This is a genomic window from Bacillus sp. FSL R12-0074, assembly GCF_038005725.1.
GTDB lineage: Bacteria > Bacillota > Bacilli > Bacillales > Bacillaceae_G > Bacillus_A > Bacillus_A mycoides.
The window spans coordinates 4,887,418-4,903,850 of the sequence record NZ_JBBOTR010000001.1 but is presented as its reverse complement, the minus strand read 5'-3'; the positions used below and the strand labels follow the sequence as shown (position 1 = coordinate 4,903,850).

The 16,433-nt window shown below is 36.0% G+C and carries 15 protein-coding genes, 1 pseudogene and 1 other annotated feature; of the genes and pseudogenes, 11 read left to right on the top strand and 5 right to left on the bottom strand.

Translation table 11 applies throughout. The annotated features are described in order from the left end of the window. Nucleotides 1-203: 203 nt before the first annotated feature. The 3 genes and pseudogenes from NSS97_RS25655 (at nucleotide 204) to NSS97_RS25645 (ending at nucleotide 1,517) form a co-directional block, all read left to right on the top strand. Nucleotides 204-599, top strand: coding sequence for an SET domain-containing protein (locus NSS97_RS25655; protein ID WP_000573650.1), 396 nt, complete (start codon nucleotides 204-206; stop codon nucleotides 597-599). Nucleotides 600-738: 139 nt separating this feature from the next. Beyond that, nucleotides 739-1,209, top strand: a pseudogene (locus NSS97_RS25650) (hypothetical protein); the annotation flags it as partial. Nucleotides 1,210-1,229: 20 nt separating this feature from the next. Beyond that, nucleotides 1,230-1,517, top strand: coding sequence for a DUF3986 family protein (locus NSS97_RS25645; protein WP_002089498.1), 288 nt, complete (start codon nucleotides 1,230-1,232; stop codon nucleotides 1,515-1,517). A gap of 92 nt (nucleotides 1,518-1,609) precedes the next feature. Here the strand turns inward: NSS97_RS25645 and NSS97_RS25640 are convergent, their stop codons facing one another. Then, the gene (locus NSS97_RS25640; RefSeq protein WP_002016020.1) at nucleotides 1,610-1,729 is read right to left on the bottom strand and encodes a DUF3967 domain-containing protein; all 120 of its coding nucleotides are present in this window, start codon (nucleotides 1,727-1,729) and stop codon (nucleotides 1,610-1,612) included. Nucleotides 1,730-2,080: 351 nt separating this feature from the next. Here NSS97_RS25640 and murB point away from each other — a divergent pair, with 351 nt between their 5' ends. Further along, on the top strand, nucleotides 2,081-2,998 hold the full coding sequence (gene murB / locus NSS97_RS25635) for a UDP-N-acetylmuramate dehydrogenase (RefSeq protein WP_002016019.1): 918 nt from the start codon (nucleotides 2,081-2,083) through the stop codon (nucleotides 2,996-2,998). Nucleotides 2,999-3,105: 107 nt separating this feature from the next. After that, nucleotides 3,106-3,322, top strand: a binding site (T-box leader). 52 nt (nucleotides 3,323-3,374) lie between these two features. After that, a complete protein-coding gene (tyrS, locus tag NSS97_RS25630; protein ID WP_012261963.1) occupies nucleotides 3,375-4,637 on the top strand; it encodes a tyrosine--tRNA ligase in 1,263 nt (420 codons plus the stop codon). Nucleotides 4,638-4,900: 263 nt separating this feature from the next. Here tyrS and NSS97_RS25625 read toward each other — a convergent pair whose 3' ends face one another. From NSS97_RS25625 to NSS97_RS25615, 3 genes are all read right to left on the bottom strand, one after another. Beyond that, nucleotides 4,901-6,079 carry an NAD(P)/FAD-dependent oxidoreductase gene (locus tag NSS97_RS25625; RefSeq protein ID WP_002016002.1) on the bottom strand — a complete coding sequence of 393 codons (1,179 nt, stop codon included), beginning with the start codon at nucleotides 6,077-6,079 and terminating at the stop codon, nucleotides 4,901-4,903. Between the two features lie 44 nt (nucleotides 6,080-6,123). Continuing rightward, nucleotides 6,124-6,564: a DUF1641 domain-containing protein gene (locus tag NSS97_RS25620; protein ID WP_002016003.1), complete on the bottom strand. Its 441-nt coding sequence runs from the start codon at nucleotides 6,562-6,564 to the stop codon at nucleotides 6,124-6,126. Nucleotides 6,565-6,995: 431 nt separating this feature from the next. After that, on the bottom strand, nucleotides 6,996-7,343 hold the full coding sequence (locus NSS97_RS25615; RefSeq protein WP_107887240.1) for a winged helix-turn-helix transcriptional regulator: 348 nt from the start codon (nucleotides 7,341-7,343) through the stop codon (nucleotides 6,996-6,998). Between the two features lie 394 nt (nucleotides 7,344-7,737). Between NSS97_RS25615 and NSS97_RS25610 the strand changes: the two genes are divergently transcribed. From NSS97_RS25610 to NSS97_RS25600, 3 genes are all read left to right on the top strand, one after another. Beyond that, nucleotides 7,738-8,901 (top strand): MFS transporter, encoded by a 1,164-nt coding sequence (locus NSS97_RS25610; protein WP_165927670.1) that lies wholly within the window; start codon nucleotides 7,738-7,740, stop codon nucleotides 8,899-8,901. Between the two features lie 16 nt (nucleotides 8,902-8,917). Beyond that, nucleotides 8,918-9,757 (top strand): aldo/keto reductase, encoded by an 840-nt coding sequence (locus tag NSS97_RS25605; RefSeq protein WP_445285994.1) that lies wholly within the window; start codon nucleotides 8,918-8,920, stop codon nucleotides 9,755-9,757. A gap of 123 nt (nucleotides 9,758-9,880) precedes the next feature. Continuing rightward, on the top strand, nucleotides 9,881-10,819 hold the full coding sequence (locus tag NSS97_RS25600) for a Cys-Gln thioester bond-forming surface protein (RefSeq protein WP_107887243.1): 939 nt from the start codon (nucleotides 9,881-9,883) through the stop codon (nucleotides 10,817-10,819). A 40-nt stretch (nucleotides 10,820-10,859) separates the two neighbouring features. Here the strand turns inward: NSS97_RS25600 and NSS97_RS25595 are convergent, their stop codons facing one another. Continuing rightward, on the bottom strand, nucleotides 10,860-11,498 hold the full coding sequence (locus NSS97_RS25595) for an NAD(P)-dependent oxidoreductase (RefSeq protein ID WP_341114352.1): 639 nt from the start codon (nucleotides 11,496-11,498) through the stop codon (nucleotides 10,860-10,862). A gap of 300 nt (nucleotides 11,499-11,798) precedes the next feature. Here NSS97_RS25595 and NSS97_RS25590 point away from each other — a divergent pair, with 300 nt between their 5' ends. The 3 genes from NSS97_RS25590 to NSS97_RS25580 all read left to right on the top strand — a co-directional run bounded on the left by NSS97_RS25590 (nucleotide 11,799) and on the right by NSS97_RS25580 (nucleotide 16,375). Beyond that, nucleotides 11,799-13,229 (top strand): amino acid carrier protein, encoded by a 1,431-nt coding sequence (locus NSS97_RS25590; protein WP_107887245.1) that lies wholly within the window; start codon nucleotides 11,799-11,801, stop codon nucleotides 13,227-13,229. A 222-nt stretch (nucleotides 13,230-13,451) separates the two neighbouring features. Further along, nucleotides 13,452-14,894 carry an alanine/glycine:cation symporter family protein gene (locus NSS97_RS25585; RefSeq protein WP_033708503.1) on the top strand — a complete coding sequence of 481 codons (1,443 nt, stop codon included), beginning with the start codon at nucleotides 13,452-13,454 and terminating at the stop codon, nucleotides 14,892-14,894. Between the two features lie 299 nt (nucleotides 14,895-15,193). After that, nucleotides 15,194-16,375: a NupC/NupG family nucleoside CNT transporter gene (locus NSS97_RS25580; RefSeq protein WP_002089478.1), complete on the top strand. Its 1,182-nt coding sequence runs from the start codon at nucleotides 15,194-15,196 to the stop codon at nucleotides 16,373-16,375. Nucleotides 16,376-16,433: the final 58 nt, after the last annotated feature.

Below are 16,433 nucleotides of genomic sequence, written 5' to 3'. Positions count from 1 at the left end.
AAAAAGGGTACACCATGTGTGCTCTTTTTTCATTTAAATGAATACTTGATAGTAATTTAATTGCTTTTCTGCGCGTTTTCTGCCAAGCTTAAGGAGATAAACTGAGACTTTAATTAGTGGGGCTATACGCTACTGATTATTAGTTGAACCCCGCAAATAGCGGAATAAAATACTTCAAAGAAAGAATTATATAGGTGACGCATATGATCGAAGTTAAGACTTCTGAACTTAGTGATGGAGAATTTAATAGAGGGGTATTTGCAACTCGTGATATTAAAAAGGGTGAGTTGATTCACTCAGCACCAGTTATCTCTTATCCGAATGAACAGCATGAACACATTGAGAAAACGTTACTTGCTGACTACGCATTTGAGTATGGGGTAAATCATACGGCATTCCTGTTAGGATACGGCATGTTATTTAATCATGCATATAATCCGAATGCAACGTATGATATTGTCTTCGAGAATCATACGTTTAACTTCTTTGCTTACAAAGATATAAAAGCGGGAGAAGAGATTCTAATCAATTATAATGGTGAAGTTGATGACGATGAGCTATTATGGTTTGATAAGGAAAAAGAAGAGAACGAAAAATAATTTAATGAGTATAGAAAGGGCACATTCTGTGGGATGTGCTCTTTTTTTATGGCGTGTCCAGCTCATCTGGTCCGCTGCTTGCTGGTGAAAATCCAGTCTCTAAGTAAGAGCCAAGTCGTCTAGTAGCTGACAGGCAGCTGGTGGTATTGATTTATCTAATGTCGATGTTTCTAACTTCGATTTTGAAAAATTCGAGAACGAATATGATTTTTTAGTAACTGACCCTGTATTTTTACAATTAGAAGGAGAACTAAGTAAACCAAGAGTTGAATATGTTATTGAAAAAAATCCTCTTACAGGTGAATTAATAGTTAAACAAGAAATATTACCAGCTCTTGTTATTGGAGCATTAAGGGTTTTAACTTCAAAAGCGGGAAGAACAGCTGCAGATAAAGGTTGGAAAATAGCGAGACCTTATGTACAAAAAGCATTAGACGCACCAAATAAATATATTCTTGAAGGTCCATATAAAACTAGAATTATTCAAGTCAGATCTAAAGTTACTAAAAAAGTGTTATTTAGGTTAGATTATGGTCCAGTAAAAAATAAAGGACCATATTTACATTATCATGTCCCGCCAAATTTGAATGATCATCATATTATTTGGTAAAGGAGAGATTATTTAATAGTATGTGTAACTATGAAGAACACCAACATATGCATATAGGATATTATGAAGATGGATATGATTTAGAAGTTATTGCATATAAGAAAATAGACAAGCCTATATGGGATGTTTTTATTGAAGAATATGAAGCTGACGCGGATTTTTTGTATGAATATGCTAGTAAACATAATTTAGGTGAAAAATTTGTTGGTTACGGTTTGAAAATATTTTCAATAGGGGATAAAGATGCTACTGAAGAACAATCTAGATTAATTTTTGAAAAGTGGTTAAAAACTAATAGCATTGTTTAAAAATTGGTTTATCTTTATTCCACTAATCGAAAAGGTAGAAAAGTATACTTTTCTACCTTTTTGTAGTTTATATACAAACCTTACCAAAACTTCTACCACGGCTTTTTCTTCTCTTTCGCAACTGCCACTTCATCTTGAAATTCCTTCGTTAAATCCTTTGATTCCTGTATCTCACTTAGTATCTTCATGAGAGTCTTATCTCCCGCTTTCAATCGATTTTCTTATATGTCATAAACAAAGTAAAGATTACAAAAAAATACCACTTTTCTTTCGTATGGTATAGTAAGATATTGAAGGGTATTACTTTGAAAAACCTATATATTTTACAAATTGTTGTCTATATGGTTACATGTCAAGTTTAGTAGCCCATTTGGGTTGCTTTATTATGCGATATATATTTTAATATGAGTGGAACCTCTTATAATTTAAGAGGTTTATAGGTGTGCTTTATGTACACTGTATTCACCACGTTAGCTGTTGTTTTGTAATGCATTTTTATGTGGGGATATTATGGACCCGTATATAGCGGGATAAAAAGATTATAGAAATAGAGGAATCGTAAAATGAATATGCACGAGGTTTATAAATATTTAAGTACAGTATTGCCTGAAGGTCATGTGAAGCAAGATGAAATGTTAAAGAATCATACGCATATTAAAGTGGGCGGGAAAGCGGATGTGTTCGTTTCTCCTACGAATTATGATGAAATTCAAGAAGTTATAAAGTATGCGAATCAATACAATATTCCAGTTACGTTTTTAGGAAACGGCTCTAATGTTATTATTAAAGACGGTGGTCTGCGCGGGATTACAGTAAGTTTAATTCATATTACAAATGTTACTGTAACAGGGACAGCGATTGTTGCGGGGTGTGGTGCAGCAATTATTGATGTGTCACGAATTGCATTAGATCACTGTTTAACAGGACTTGAGTTTGCTTGTGGTATACCAGGTTCAGTTGGCGGAGCGTTATATATGAATGCTGGTGCATATGGCGGTGAGGTTGCATATGTGCTAACAGAAGCTGTCGTAATGACAGGTGATGGAGAGCTACGTACTTTAACGAAAGATGCATTTGAATTTGGATATCGTAAGAGTGTATTTGCGAACAATCATTACATTATTCTTGAAGCGAGGTTTGAACTTGAAGAAGGTGTACGTGAAGAGATTAAGGAAAAGATGGATGATTTAACGTATAAGCGTGAATCAAAACAACCTTTAGAGTATCCTTCATGTGGCAGTGTATTTAAGCGTCCACCAAATAATTTTGCGGGTAAGCTTATTCAAGAATCAGGACTGCAAGGTAAGCGAATTGGCGGAGTTGAAGTTTCTTTAAAACACGCTGGATTTATGGTGAATGTTGATAACGGAACTGCACAAGATTATATCGATTTAATTCATTTTGTACAAACAACTGTTGAAGAAAAATTCGGTGTGAAATTAGAGAGAGAAGTAAGGATTATTGGAGAAGATCTACAGTAATCTTTGAATAAAAAACGTATAAAAGTATGAATTATTTCGAAATAACATTTGGGTATTGTTGACAATTTGATTTGGATTCAATATAATGGCTAATAATTTAACAAATAAAATATACGTTGAAAGAGCCCAGTAGCAGTTTGTCACTGTTATCAAAGAGAGCTAGGGGTTGCTGGAACCTAGCACAAACAAACTTGTGAATTACACTCTGGAGTATCTTAGGTAACGCTAAGCGGACTAGCAATCGATATTATTGCTAAGAGTGGTATGAATAGCTATGCTATTTATGCAAACTGGGTGGTAACACGGTGAATAATCGTCCCTATGTCATAGACATAGGGGCTTTTTTGTTTTTAAAAAATAAAGGGGATGACAAAAGATGAATATTATTGATGAATTAGAATGGCGCGGTGCTGTGAATCAGCAGACAGATGAAGAAGGTTTACGTAAGTTAGTAGAAGAGAAAAAGATTTCACTATACTGCGGAGTTGATCCGACTGGTGATAGTATGCATATCGGACATTTGATTCCGTTCATGATGATGAAAAGATTTCAATTAGCTGGTCATCATCCGGTTATTTTAATTGGCGGGGCAACAGGAACAATTGGTGATCCAAGTGGACGTCAATCAGAGCGTCAACTGCAAACTTTAGAAGTGGTGCAGCATAATGTAGATGCGTTAACAGCGCAAATGAAAAAGCTATTTGACTTTGGCGGGAATAGCGAAGTGAAGATGGTAAATAACTATGACTGGACACATAAAATAAACATTATCGAGTTTTTACGTGATTACGGAAAAAACTTTAGCATAAATAGCATGTTAGCGAAAGATATTGTCGCAAGTCGTTTAGATACAGGGATTTCTTTCACAGAATTCACGTACCAAATCTTGCAAGCGATGGATTTTCATCATTTATACACAAAAGAAGATGTTCAATTGCAAATTGGTGGTAGTGATCAATGGGGAAATATTACGAGTGGTTTAGATTTAATTCGTAAGTTAGAAGGTCATGAAGCGAAAGTATTCGGATTAACGATTCCATTATTATTAAAATCAGATGGTACGAAGTTTGGTAAATCAGCAGGTGGTGCTATTTGGCTTGATCCGGAAAAGACAACACCGTTTGAATTTTACCAGTTCTGGGTGAATACAGATGACCGTGATGTAATTAAATACTTGAAATACTTTACGTTCTTAACGAAAGAGCGAATTGATGAATTAGCAGCGAAGGTAGAAACAGAGCCTCATAAACGTGAAGCACAAAAAGTATTAGCGGAAGAAATGACGAAATTCGTTCATGGAGAAGAAGCATTTTTACAGGCAGTGAAAATTACAGCAGCGTTATTTAGCGGAGATATTAAGTCGTTAACAGCTGATGAAATTGAACAAGGCTTTAAAGAGATGCCGACATTCCAATCTTCAAAAGAGACGAAAAATATCGTAGAGTGGCTAGTTGATTTAGGAATTGAACCTTCTAGACGTCAAGCGCGTGAAGATATTAATAATGGGGCTATATCTATGAATGGTGAAAAAGTAACGGATGTCAGTAGGGATGTTACTGTAGAAAATTCATTTGATGGACGATTCATCATTATTCGTAAAGGGAAGAAGAACTACAGCTTAGTGGAATTAGGAGAATAGTTCTTGTGAAAGAGCGGAAGTAGGGAAGATATCTACTTCCGCTCTTTTCATATACACAATTTCGACATAAAAAAGTCAGTATATTTTGATAATTAAAGAGGTTATATTATTCTTTTGTCGAATAAATAAGTTAGAGAAAATTACGGATAAAGTGAAACTTTAATCAGTGGGGGGTTTTGTTCATCCCACTGATTATCAGCCCGCAAATAGCGGGATAAAAATAGCCCGAACCATGCAGGGCATGATTCGGGCTTATATTCAGATTAGTATGCTAAGCTGAATAGACCTTTAATGTGTGATAAGTAACGAACGTTACTTGCTTCTTTCATTAATGATGCTGGTAAACCTTTAAGCGGAGTATTGCTTGCTCCGATTGTAGCAACAGCATCTTTACGTCCTAGACTAGCAAGTGTTCCAGAGTTGATAGGTGCGAACTCTTCGAATGCTTTGCCTTCTAGTGCTGCGTATAAGTTGTATCCAATTAACTCACCCATTTGCCAAGCAATTTGTGCAGTTGGTGGGTATGGACGACCGTCTGGAGAGAAGACAACAGCGCTGTCTCCAGCAACGAATACGTCTTTGTGAGAAGTAGATTGTAGATGTGCATCAACAGTTGCACGACCGCGGTTTACTTCAAGACCTGATTCACCAATTAATGGATTACCTTGTACGCCGCCTGTCCAAACGAATGTGTTAGCAACGATTTTTTGACCGTCTTTTAAGTCGATTTCATTACCAGCAACGTTTGTTACAGGAAGACCTGTTAAGAATGTAACACCGCGTGCTTCTAAGCTAGCAGTTGCACGTTCGATTAAGTGGTCTGGTAATACTGGAAGGATTTTTGGACCTGCTTCAACAAGAAGAAGTTTAACTTCTTTTGGATTTACGCCGTGGCTTTTTGCAAGTTTAGGCATAATGTCAGCAAGCTCACCAACTAGCTCAACGCCAGTTAATCCGCCACCACCGATTACGATTGTAGCATCAGCTTCGTTTTTCGTTTTAGCGTATTCACGAATACGGTCTTCAACGTGTTTGTAGATTTTGTTTGCATCAGCAGCAGATTTTAATACCATGCTGTTTTCTTCTAGTCCTGGAATACCGAAGTAAGCAGTTTTACTTCCTAAAGCAACTACAAGTGCATCGTAAGATAGCGTAGTGCCACCAGCTAGTTTGATTTCTTTGCTATCAACTGAGAATGACTCAACTGTTGCAATTTTAAGATCGATGTCTTTACCTTTGAAAAGCTTTGTAAGTGGCATTGCAATTGCTTGCTCAGCAACGTTACCAGCTGCAAGGCGGTGTAATTCAGTGATGATTTGGTGCGTTGGGTATTGGTTAATCACTGTAACTTGTGCTTCTGATTTGCTGTAATATTTACGTACGTTTAAAGCGGCAAGAAGACCGCCATAACCAGCGCCTAAGATGACAATTTGTTTTGACATAGTATGATATCCCCCGTCTTTACTAATTGTTGTTATAAGTTAAATTATTTATTGTTACGTTCTGCACTAATTTGAAGGTATGCGTTCACAAAGCGGAACATTTTTTGTGCTTGTGGGTCTTTTAGTAATTTTAATAGACCGAACAGGCCGATAACTTCGTTGCTTTCATCAGCACGATCTTTCGCTTCGATAGCAGTTGCAGCCATGCTTTTCACTGTATCTTTTACAGGTTCTACAAGCTCTGTGATTGCACTAACAGTGTCGCTTTTTAATACTTCATCAGTAGCAACAGTTTGAGCGAAGTCATAAGACTTAGTTAAAATGTTAACAAGCTCAGTTAATTTTGGAAGCTGTTCTACTAGTGTTGTTAATGATTCTTGTACCTCAGGTTTTAACAACTGATCAAGTACATCAAGTTGTCCTTGGCTAGCAGAAATTTGTACAGTTTCTTGTTCTGGCTTTGTTTGAGTCATAGTTTCTGGCATCTCCAATTCTCCTTTACGATAGCAATACTCTTATTTTTGATAGATAAGATAGTAAACACTTGCGAAACTTTATACAAAGTTTCACAAAGCACAATAAAATGCCTTTAAATTTATGACAGCAAGTAAGCTGAAATCATAAATCCAAAACCATAATGTCCTACCTATTATTTATGAACTGTCCGATACATGGCTTGTCCGCATAATGGAAAGTTCCCTTATCGGAAAGTGTATATAATATATATCCTATATTATATACTATATACACGTATGTTAACATAAAAATGATTCCTAATTATTTGATATTGATTCTGTAACCTAGTACTGACAAGGCATGAAAGCGCATAAATTATTTTATCTATCTTAAAAATGTACATATATATAAAGAAAAAAAGGAGGAAATGGACAAGTTGCTGTTCATTTTTTCCTTTTTCTTATTGTTCATCCTCTGTAATTAGCATCGATGTGTTACCACTTTTTTCAAGGTGGCATTCGCCCCAAGTACAAAGAGAATCAAGAATGGATTCTAAAGACCAACCGTAGTCTGTAAGAGAATATTCTACTTTCGGTGGTACTTGATTGTATACCTTTCTTTGAATAACTGCGTCTTCTTCTAATTCGCGTAATTGCTGTGTTAACATCTTTTGTGTAATACCAGGCATTAAACGTTTTAGTTCACTCGTTCTCTTTGTACCTTTCGTTAAGTGGCAAAGAATAACGACTTTCCATTTGCCACCGATAACCTCTAAAGTCGCCTCGACAGGAATATTATATTTCTTCATATAAAACTCTCCTTTGATGAATGTAAGTTTCAGTTCTTCAACAAAAGAAGCTAAATAAGTTAAATGTTACTTTTTAGTGCCTATAGCACTTTAAAGTACGTACTTTTTATCGTGTTGAATATGTTTCATAATAGCATACGTAAGAGGGAAATGAGTAGTACGGTACTAAAAAGTGCCTATGTTACTTTTGGGTACCTATCGTACTTTAAAGTGCGTTCTTCAAAAAAAGAGTGAAGCCATTCATAATAGCATTTATCAGCAGTAAAGTTATTTTTGTAGAAGATAAAAAGGCCTTTTTATCACACTATTATGATTGGATTTCTCGCATTAAGGAGGAGTTCAATTGAATTCATATGCAGTATCATCTTCGGCTGTTCAGACGAATCGAAGAAGTATGTTTGCTTTATTAGCGCTAGCAATTAGTGCATTTGGAATTGGTACAACCGAGTTTATTAGTGTCGGTTTATTACCATCTATTTCGGAAGATTTACATGTTTCTGTTACAACAGCGGGCTTAACCGTTTCTTTATACGCGTTAGGAGTAGCATTCGGTGCTCCTGTTTTAACTTCGTTAACTGCTAGTATGTCGCGAAAAACATTATTAATGTGGATTATGATTGTCTTTATTATCGGTAATGGAATTGCAGCGGTAGCAACGAGTTTTACTGTGTTACTTATCGCGAGGGTTGTCTCTGCGTTTGCACATGGCGTTTTTATGTCGATCGGATCCACAATTGCGGCTGCACTTGTACCAGAGAATAAACGTGCTAGTGCAATAGCATTTATGTTTACTGGTTTAACCGTTGCGACGATTACAGGTGTACCAATTGGAACGTTTATTGGTCAACAATTTGGCTGGAGAGCATCTTTTATGGTGATTGTGGTCATTGGAATTGTTGCCTTAGTCGCAAACAGCATGTTAATTCCGTCTAACTTAAAAAAGGGTACACGAGTATCATTTCGTGATCAATTCAAACTTATCACGAACGGAAGACTCTTACTTGTTTTCGTCATTACTGCATTAGGATACGGAGGAACATTCGTAACATTTACGTATTTATCTCCGCTATTACAAGAAGTAACAGGATTTAAATCGAGTACCGTTACAATCATTTTATTAGTGTACGGGATTGCAATTGCGATTGGGAATATGATTGGCGGAAAATTATCGAATCATAATCCAATTCGAGCACTATTTTACATGTTCTTTGTTCAAGCAATTGTATTATTCGTACTAACATTTACAGCACCGTTTCAAGTAGCAGGGCTTATCACAATTATTTTTATGGGGCTATTCGCGTTTATGAATGTTCCAGGACTACAAGTGTATGTCGTTATATTGGCTGAGCGTTTCGTGCCGAGTGCCGTTGATATCGCATCAGCAATGAATATTGCAGCATTTAACGCAGGAATTGCTCTTGGGGCTTATTTGGGCGGCATTGTAACGAACTCGTTAGGATTAATTCATACAGCTTGGGTAGGCGGCATTATGGTAGTAGGCGCTGTTATTTTAACAGCTTGGAGTATGAACTTAGAAAAAAGAGATCAAGCAAAATAAAGGAGAGAAAAATATAATGAAAAATTTACAAAGTAAAACAACATTGCATAACGGTGTGGAAATGCCTTGGTTCGGTTTAGGTGTATTTAAAGTAGAAGATGGACCGGAACTTGTAGAGGCTGTGAAAGTAGCCATTAAAGAAGGATATCGTAGCATTGATACAGCTGCGATTTATGGAAATGAAAAAGCAGTTGGAGAAGGCATTCGCGCTGGTATAAAAGAAGCAGGAATTTCTCGAGAAGATTTATTCATTACTTCAAAAGTGTGGAACGCAGATCAAGGATATGAAACGACACTTGCTGCATACGAAGAGAGCTTAAAAAAATTAGAACTAGATTATTTAGATTTATATCTTGTTCACTGGCCTGTAGAAGGGAAATATAAAGATTCTTGGAGAGCGTTAGAAACACTTTATAAAGAAGATCGCGTACGTGCAATTGGCGTAAGTAATTTTCAAATCCATCACCTACAAAATGTGATGAAAGATGCAGAAATTAAACCGATGATCAACCAAGTGGAATACCACCCTCGTTTAACACAAAAAGAATTACAAGCTTTCTGTAAAGAACAAGGTATTCAAATGGAAGCATGGTCACCACTTATGCAAGGGCAATTATTAGATAACGAAACTTTACAAGAAGTTGCTGATAAGTACGGTAAAACAACAGCGCAAATCATTTTACGTTGGGACCTTCAAAATGAAGTTGTAACAATTCCGAAATCAACGAAAGAACAGCGCATTATTGCGAATGCTAATATATTCGACTTCGAATTAACAAAAGAAGATATGGAAAAGATTGATGCTTTAAATCAGAACCACCGCGTTGGTCCAGATCCTGATAACTTTGATTTCTAATAGAGGTAAGTTCAAAGAGTGCAAAAAAGTTTGCACTCTTTTTTGTTTTGTCTATGCATAAAAAACGTTTCTAACTAAATAATACATAGTAGTAAATTTGTTATTTTATAAGGGGTTGTAGAGATGAATATAAAACGATCGTTCAAGCTAATGGCCGCTTTTTTGAGTGTTTTATTTGTATTTGCGAACTTATTATTCCCGCTTCAAAAAGCATTCGCAGAAGTTATGGATCATACGAAGTATGAAATGGATTGGAGCTATAGTAGGTCAAAGAAGAAACCAATTCGAACAGAGCTTATTAAAACGGCAGATGGAAAAATTGCATTTTGCTTAAATGTAGATTTGAAATCTCCGAGCGGCCAAGACTTACCTGAAATGGGTAAAGTAGATATTAACGTATACCGTGTACTATTAAACGGGTATCCGCAGAAGAGTCCACAAGACTTAGGCGTTTCCGATTGGAGAGAGGCACATTACGCAACGCAGCTTGCGGTGTGGAATGCGTTAAAACAAATTGATATTAACGATTTAGATTTCCGTAATAAAAATGTAGAAAAAGTAACGAAAGATATCGTTGCGAAAGCAAACGCTAGTGAAGAACTACAAGAAATTACGATGAGTGTAGTACCATCAGAAGAACAACAAGCAGTATTGAAAAATGATTTCTTTGAAACAGGATTATATACAGTGGAAACAAACGCGAAAAGTGGAACGTATAAGGTGCAAGCAACAGGTGCTCCAGAAGGCGCGAAATTTGTAAATGAAAAAGGCGAAGCGAAAACTGAATTTAATGTAGGAGAGAAATTCCGCATTTTAATTCCGAAACAAACACCAGCGGGTGGATTTAGCTTTAAAGTATCAGGAAATTTAACGAAATTACAAGGAATTGCTCATAAAGGAACACCAACGATTCAAAATGCGGTTGTGTTACTTGAGCGTAGTGAAGAAAAAACAAGTCCAGAGTTGGCGGTAAGTTGGAAAAAAGCAAATGGTCATGATAATAAACCGAATAAACCCTATACACCAAATGAACCACATAAACCGAATCAATATAACAGATGATAAAAAAGCTCGTAAACATTATGTTTACGAGCTTTTTCTATTACTCAGCTTCAGAAACAACTGTGAAGCGTTCGTTTACGTGTTTTGGATTTTCAATTTCATCAAGTGCTGCAACTGCGAAGTCTTCGTAACTTACGTAGCTATCACCTTTTGAGTTAACAAGAAGGTTGTCTTTTCCAGCTGTATAAGAGCCTGTGCGTTTTCCTAATGCAAATAGTGCAGAAGGGCTAATGAATGTCCAAGTAATATCATTTGTTTGATTTAGGATTTCTAAGTTTTTACCTTGGTTTTGAGCTGTTGCAAGATATTCATTTGGGAATCCTGGTGTATCAAATACACGTGTTGTTTTCTCTTCGTCTACAAATAAGCTACCAGCGCCGCCAACAACAAGTAATTTTGTATTAGGTGCACCTTTCATAGCTTCGATAAGTGCGTTTCCTGCATCTACGTGAAGGTGTTCTTGTCCGGCTGGAGCACCGAATGCATTTACAACTACATCGAATGCTTGTAGGTCGTTAGATGTAAGAGTGAATACATCTTTCTCTAAAATCTTTACATTTTCTTCTGTAATTTTTGCAGCGCTTCTTACGATTGCAGTTACTTCATGTCCGCGATCTAATGCTTCTTTTAAAATACGACCTCCTGCTTTACCAGTTGCTCCGATGATTCCGATTTTCATAATAAATCCCTCCAAAGTGTTTTGTTAAAGTGTATATCTGAAAGTAAATGAATTTGTTGTAATAAGGTTTGTTACAATCTGATGTAATCATTATAGTTACAGGTTGGTGTTTTTGTCAATGGGGTAGTTTGTAGATTTACTTTTTGTTTTAGTATGCACAGTTAGAGGGAGGAGGGTCATAAAGATATTGTTACTTCGTGTCTGGCTAATATTTGGAAATTGCAAATTGTCGAAAAATGTTGATTTTTAAATGTTTTTTAAATATAATTCGTTTTATGGAGAAAAGGAGGGGTTAATTGTATGGATATTTTAGAGCAATTTGTTTCGTCAACGAATACAATTCTTTGGTCATATATTCTTATTGCAATGTTAATTGGTTTAGGTCTTTATTTTTCTATTAAATTGAAATTCGTACAAATTACTCATTTAGGGGAAATGGTTCGATTAATGAGTGATGGATTAACTGGAAAGACACGTAAAAAGGGAAGTGTATCGTCATTCCAAGCATTTTGTATGAGTTCAGCAGCTCGTATTGGTATCGGGAACTTAGCTGGTGTAGCGCTAGCTATTTCTATGGGAGGACCTGGAGCTGTATTTTGGATGTGGGTTATTGCGATTATTGGGGCGTCTTCAAGTTTCGTAGAAAGTACGCTTGCGCAAATTTATAAAATAAAAGATGGCAGTGGCTTCCGTGGTGGTCCTGCTTATTATATGGAAAAAGGTTTAAATAAACGTTGGATGGGAATTTGGTTCTCTATTCTAATTACAATTACTTACGGATTAATTTTCAACTCCGTACAAGCAAATACAGTTACATTAGCATTTAAAAATGCTTTTGGTATTGAGCGTTACGTTGTTGGGATTGTGTTAGCGGTATTAGTTGCGGTTATTATTTTTGGTGGTGTAAAAAGTATTGCGCGTATGTCTGAAATGATCGTTCCGCCAATGGCGCTTATTTATATTGCAGTAGCAATTTTCGTCGTTATTAAAAATTATTATTTAATACCGGATATGTTTACAGAAATCTTTAAAGGGGCATTTGGTTTAGATTCAGCTGTAGGTGGCGGTATCGGTGCTGCAATGAAATATGGTATTCAACGCGGATTATTTGCTAACGAAGCAGGTATGGGTAGTGCACCAAACGCGGCAGCAACAGCGGATGTAACACATCCAGCAAAGCAAGGTTTTATTCAAACAATTGGCGTATTAGTAGATACATTCTTAGTATGTACATCGACGGCATTTATCGTACTATGTTCTGGTGCATATAAAGCAACAAATTTAGAAGGTATTGAGTTAACGCAAAATGCATTAAGTTCACAAATTGGTCCGTGGGCAAGCAGTTTCTTAGCAATTATTATTTTCTTATTTGCATTCAGTTCTCTTCTAGGAAACTACTATTATGGTGAAACAAATATTGAATTTATTAAACAAAGTAAAACTTGGTTAACGATTTACCGTATTGCGGTAGTGGGAATGGTATTATTCGGTTCTATTGCGACGCTTCAAGTTGTATGGAATATGGCAGACTTATTTATGGGTCTAATGGTAATTACAAACTTAATTGCGATTACACTTCTTGGACGATTTGCATATGCAGCATTAGCGGATTATGTGAAACAAAAGAAACAAGGAAAAGATCCAGTCTTCCGTGCAGATTCTATCCCTGGTTTAATGAACACAGAGTGTTGGGATAAGCCGGTGGTAACTGATAAAGAGAAAGCAGTATAATAAAAAGGCGAGCATCGAGATGAATTCGATGCTCGTTTTTTTGTTGTAATTAATGATATTAAGGCTAAAAGATGATTGATATAATTTTTATAAAAAATACGGATGTTATAATTGTTAACATTTACATGTTATAAAACCTTACATTTCTTGTCGGAAATTCTTGATTGTTAAAAGTTTTTAGAATATAATCTTCTTAGTGTTATGAAGAGGGGGAACGCAATGATGGATTTTTTAACTAGTGTTATTGGGGATATAAATAATGTTCTTTGGTCATATATTATTATTGCAATGCTAATTGGACTTGGGCTTTATTTTTCTTTCCGAGTAAAGTTTGTTCAAATACGTTACTTTGGAGAAATGATTCGTTTACTTGGGGATGGAGCGAGTTCAAAAACAAGAAAAGCGCAAAAAGAAAAAAGTGGTGTATCATCATTCCAGGCTTTTTGTATGAGTACAGCTTCTCGTGTAGGTACTGGTAACTTAGCTGGTGTAGCTATCGCAATCTCAGCAGGTGGACCAGGAGCGGTATTTTGGATGTGGTTAATCGCGGTAATTGGGGGTGCTTCTGCATTTGTAGAGAGCACATTAGCGCAAATTTATAAAGTAAAAGATGGGAATGCGTTCCGTGGTGGTCCAGCGTATTATATGGAAAAGGGTTTAAAGAAACGCTGGCTAGGAGTTGTCTTCTCTGTTCTAATAACAGTTAGTTTCGGATTAATTTTCAACGCCGTGCAGTCAAACACAGTAGCGGCGGCTTTTGATGGAGCATTTAACACAGATGGTAAGTTTGTAGGTCTGTTTATGGCTGGTTTACTTGCAATCATTATCTTCGGCGGAGTAAAACGTATTGCACGTGCGGTTGAAATGATTGTTCCAGTAATGGCAATTATATATGTAGCAGTGGCATTATTCGTTGTTGTAACAAACATTACGGCAATTCCATATGTATTTAAAGAAATTTTCTTACATGCTTTCGGAATTAAAGAAGTAGTGGGCGGGGGATTAGGAGCTGCGATTTTACTAGGGGTAAAACGTGGGTTATTCTCAAATGAAGCAGGTATGGGTAGTGCGCCAAACGCAGCTGCGACTGCAAACGTAACGCACCCAGTTAAACAAGGTTTCATTCAAACTTTAGGGGTATTTACAGATACATTATTAATTTGTAGTTGTACAGCATTTATCATTTTATTATCAGATGTGCCTGGAGCGGCTGATTTAAACGGAATTCAATTAACGCAACAAGCATTAAGTCAACATATCGGACCGTGGGCTTCTATATTTGTAGCAGTTGCAATCTTCTTGTTTGCATTTAGTTCATTAGTAGGTAACTACTACTATGGTGAAACAAATATTGAGTTTTTAAATGGAAGTAAAGTTTTACTAAATGTTTATCGAATCGCGGTACTTGGTATGGTTATGTTAGGTTCTGTAGCAACAATTCAAATTGTTTGGGACTTAGCAGATTTATTCATGGGTATCATGGCTATTATTAACTTAGTGGCGATTGTATTCCTTTCTAAGTATGCTTTCGCGGCATTATCAGATTACGTAAAACAAAAGAAACAAGGAAAAGATCCAGTCTTTTATGCGGAGTCTATTCCTGGTTTAAACAATACAGAGTGCTGGGACAAGCCAGCAGTAGCAGATAAAGAAAAAGCTGTATAATAAAAAGGAACGAGCATCAGAGAAATTTGATGCTCGTTTTTTTTATGGTGATAAACTAAAGGAAGAGGGAAAATACGAACATTAATGAGTGTTTTATAATAAAATGTATTTTTTTAATAAAAGTGCGGATGTGAGTTATAATTTGTGTTAGAATGGAAAATGGCTTTGAGACAAGAGATTTTATGGTTTTTCATATCCGATTGAAGGTTTTGGAGGAGAAATGGAAAGTTCGGATTATTCCTTGTTTTGAGTAGTCAGACGTTCAACGTTAATGAAGAGTTAAATGGAGGATTTTATTAATGAAGTTTGTTATGTTTCTTGTAGGACTACTAGTTGTATTCGTACTCGGCTTTCTTATAAGTTCTGATCGTAAGAAGATTAAGTATAAACCAATCGCAATTATGCTTGTTATTCAGCTAGCGTTAACGTATTTCTTATTAAATACGCCAATTGGTTATATTTTAGTAAAAGGAATTTCAGATGGATTTGGAGCGCTTCTTGGATACGCGGAATCTGGAATCGTTTTCGTATTTGGTGGCCTTGTTAATAAAGGAGAGGTTTCATTCTTCTTAACAGCTTTATTACCAATCGTATTCTTTGCAGTGTTAATCGGAATTCTGCAACACTTTAAAATTTTACCGATATTTATTCGTGCTATTGGTACTATGCTAAGTAAAGTAAATGGTTTAGGAAAATTAGAATCATATAATGCAGTAGCGGCCGCAATTGTTGGGCAAGCAGAAGTATTTATTACAGTAAAAGATCAATTAAGTAAAATCCCAAAACATCGTTTATATACACTATGTGCATCTTCCATGTCGACAGTATCGATGTCGATCGTTGGTTCTTATATGAAAATGATTGAACCAAAATATGTAGTAACAGCACTTGTATTAAATTTATTTAGTGGTTTCATTATTATTCATATTATTAACCCGTACGATATTACAGAAGAAGAAGATACACTGAAGTTAGAAAATAAGAAAAAACAGTCATTCTTTGAAATGTTAAGCGAATATATTATGCTTGGTTTCACGATTGCGATTACGGTAGCAGCAATGTTACTTGGTTTCGTAGCATTAATTACAGCAATCAATAGCTTGTTTGATTCAGTGTTCGGTATTACATTCCAAGCTATTTTAGGATATATTTTCTCTCCATTAGCATTCGTAATGGGTATCCCGCAAGCAGAAATGGTAACAGCGGGACAAATTATGGCAACAAAATTAGTATCAAACGAGTTTGTTGCGATGCTTGATCTAGGAAAAGTAGCTGGTGATTTATCAGCTCGTACAGTTGGTATTCTTTCTGTATTCCTTGTATCATTCGCGAACTTCTCATCTATCGGAATTATTGCAGGTGCAACGAAAGGGATCGATGAAAACCAATCAAACGTTGTTTCATCATTCGGATTACGACTTGTATACGGTGCGACATTAGTAAGTCTTTTATCCGCGATTATCGTTGGTGTTATGTTATAAAGTGAAACTTTAATCAGTGGGGGGCTTTATCCCCCGCTGATTATTAGCCTTCACCAAT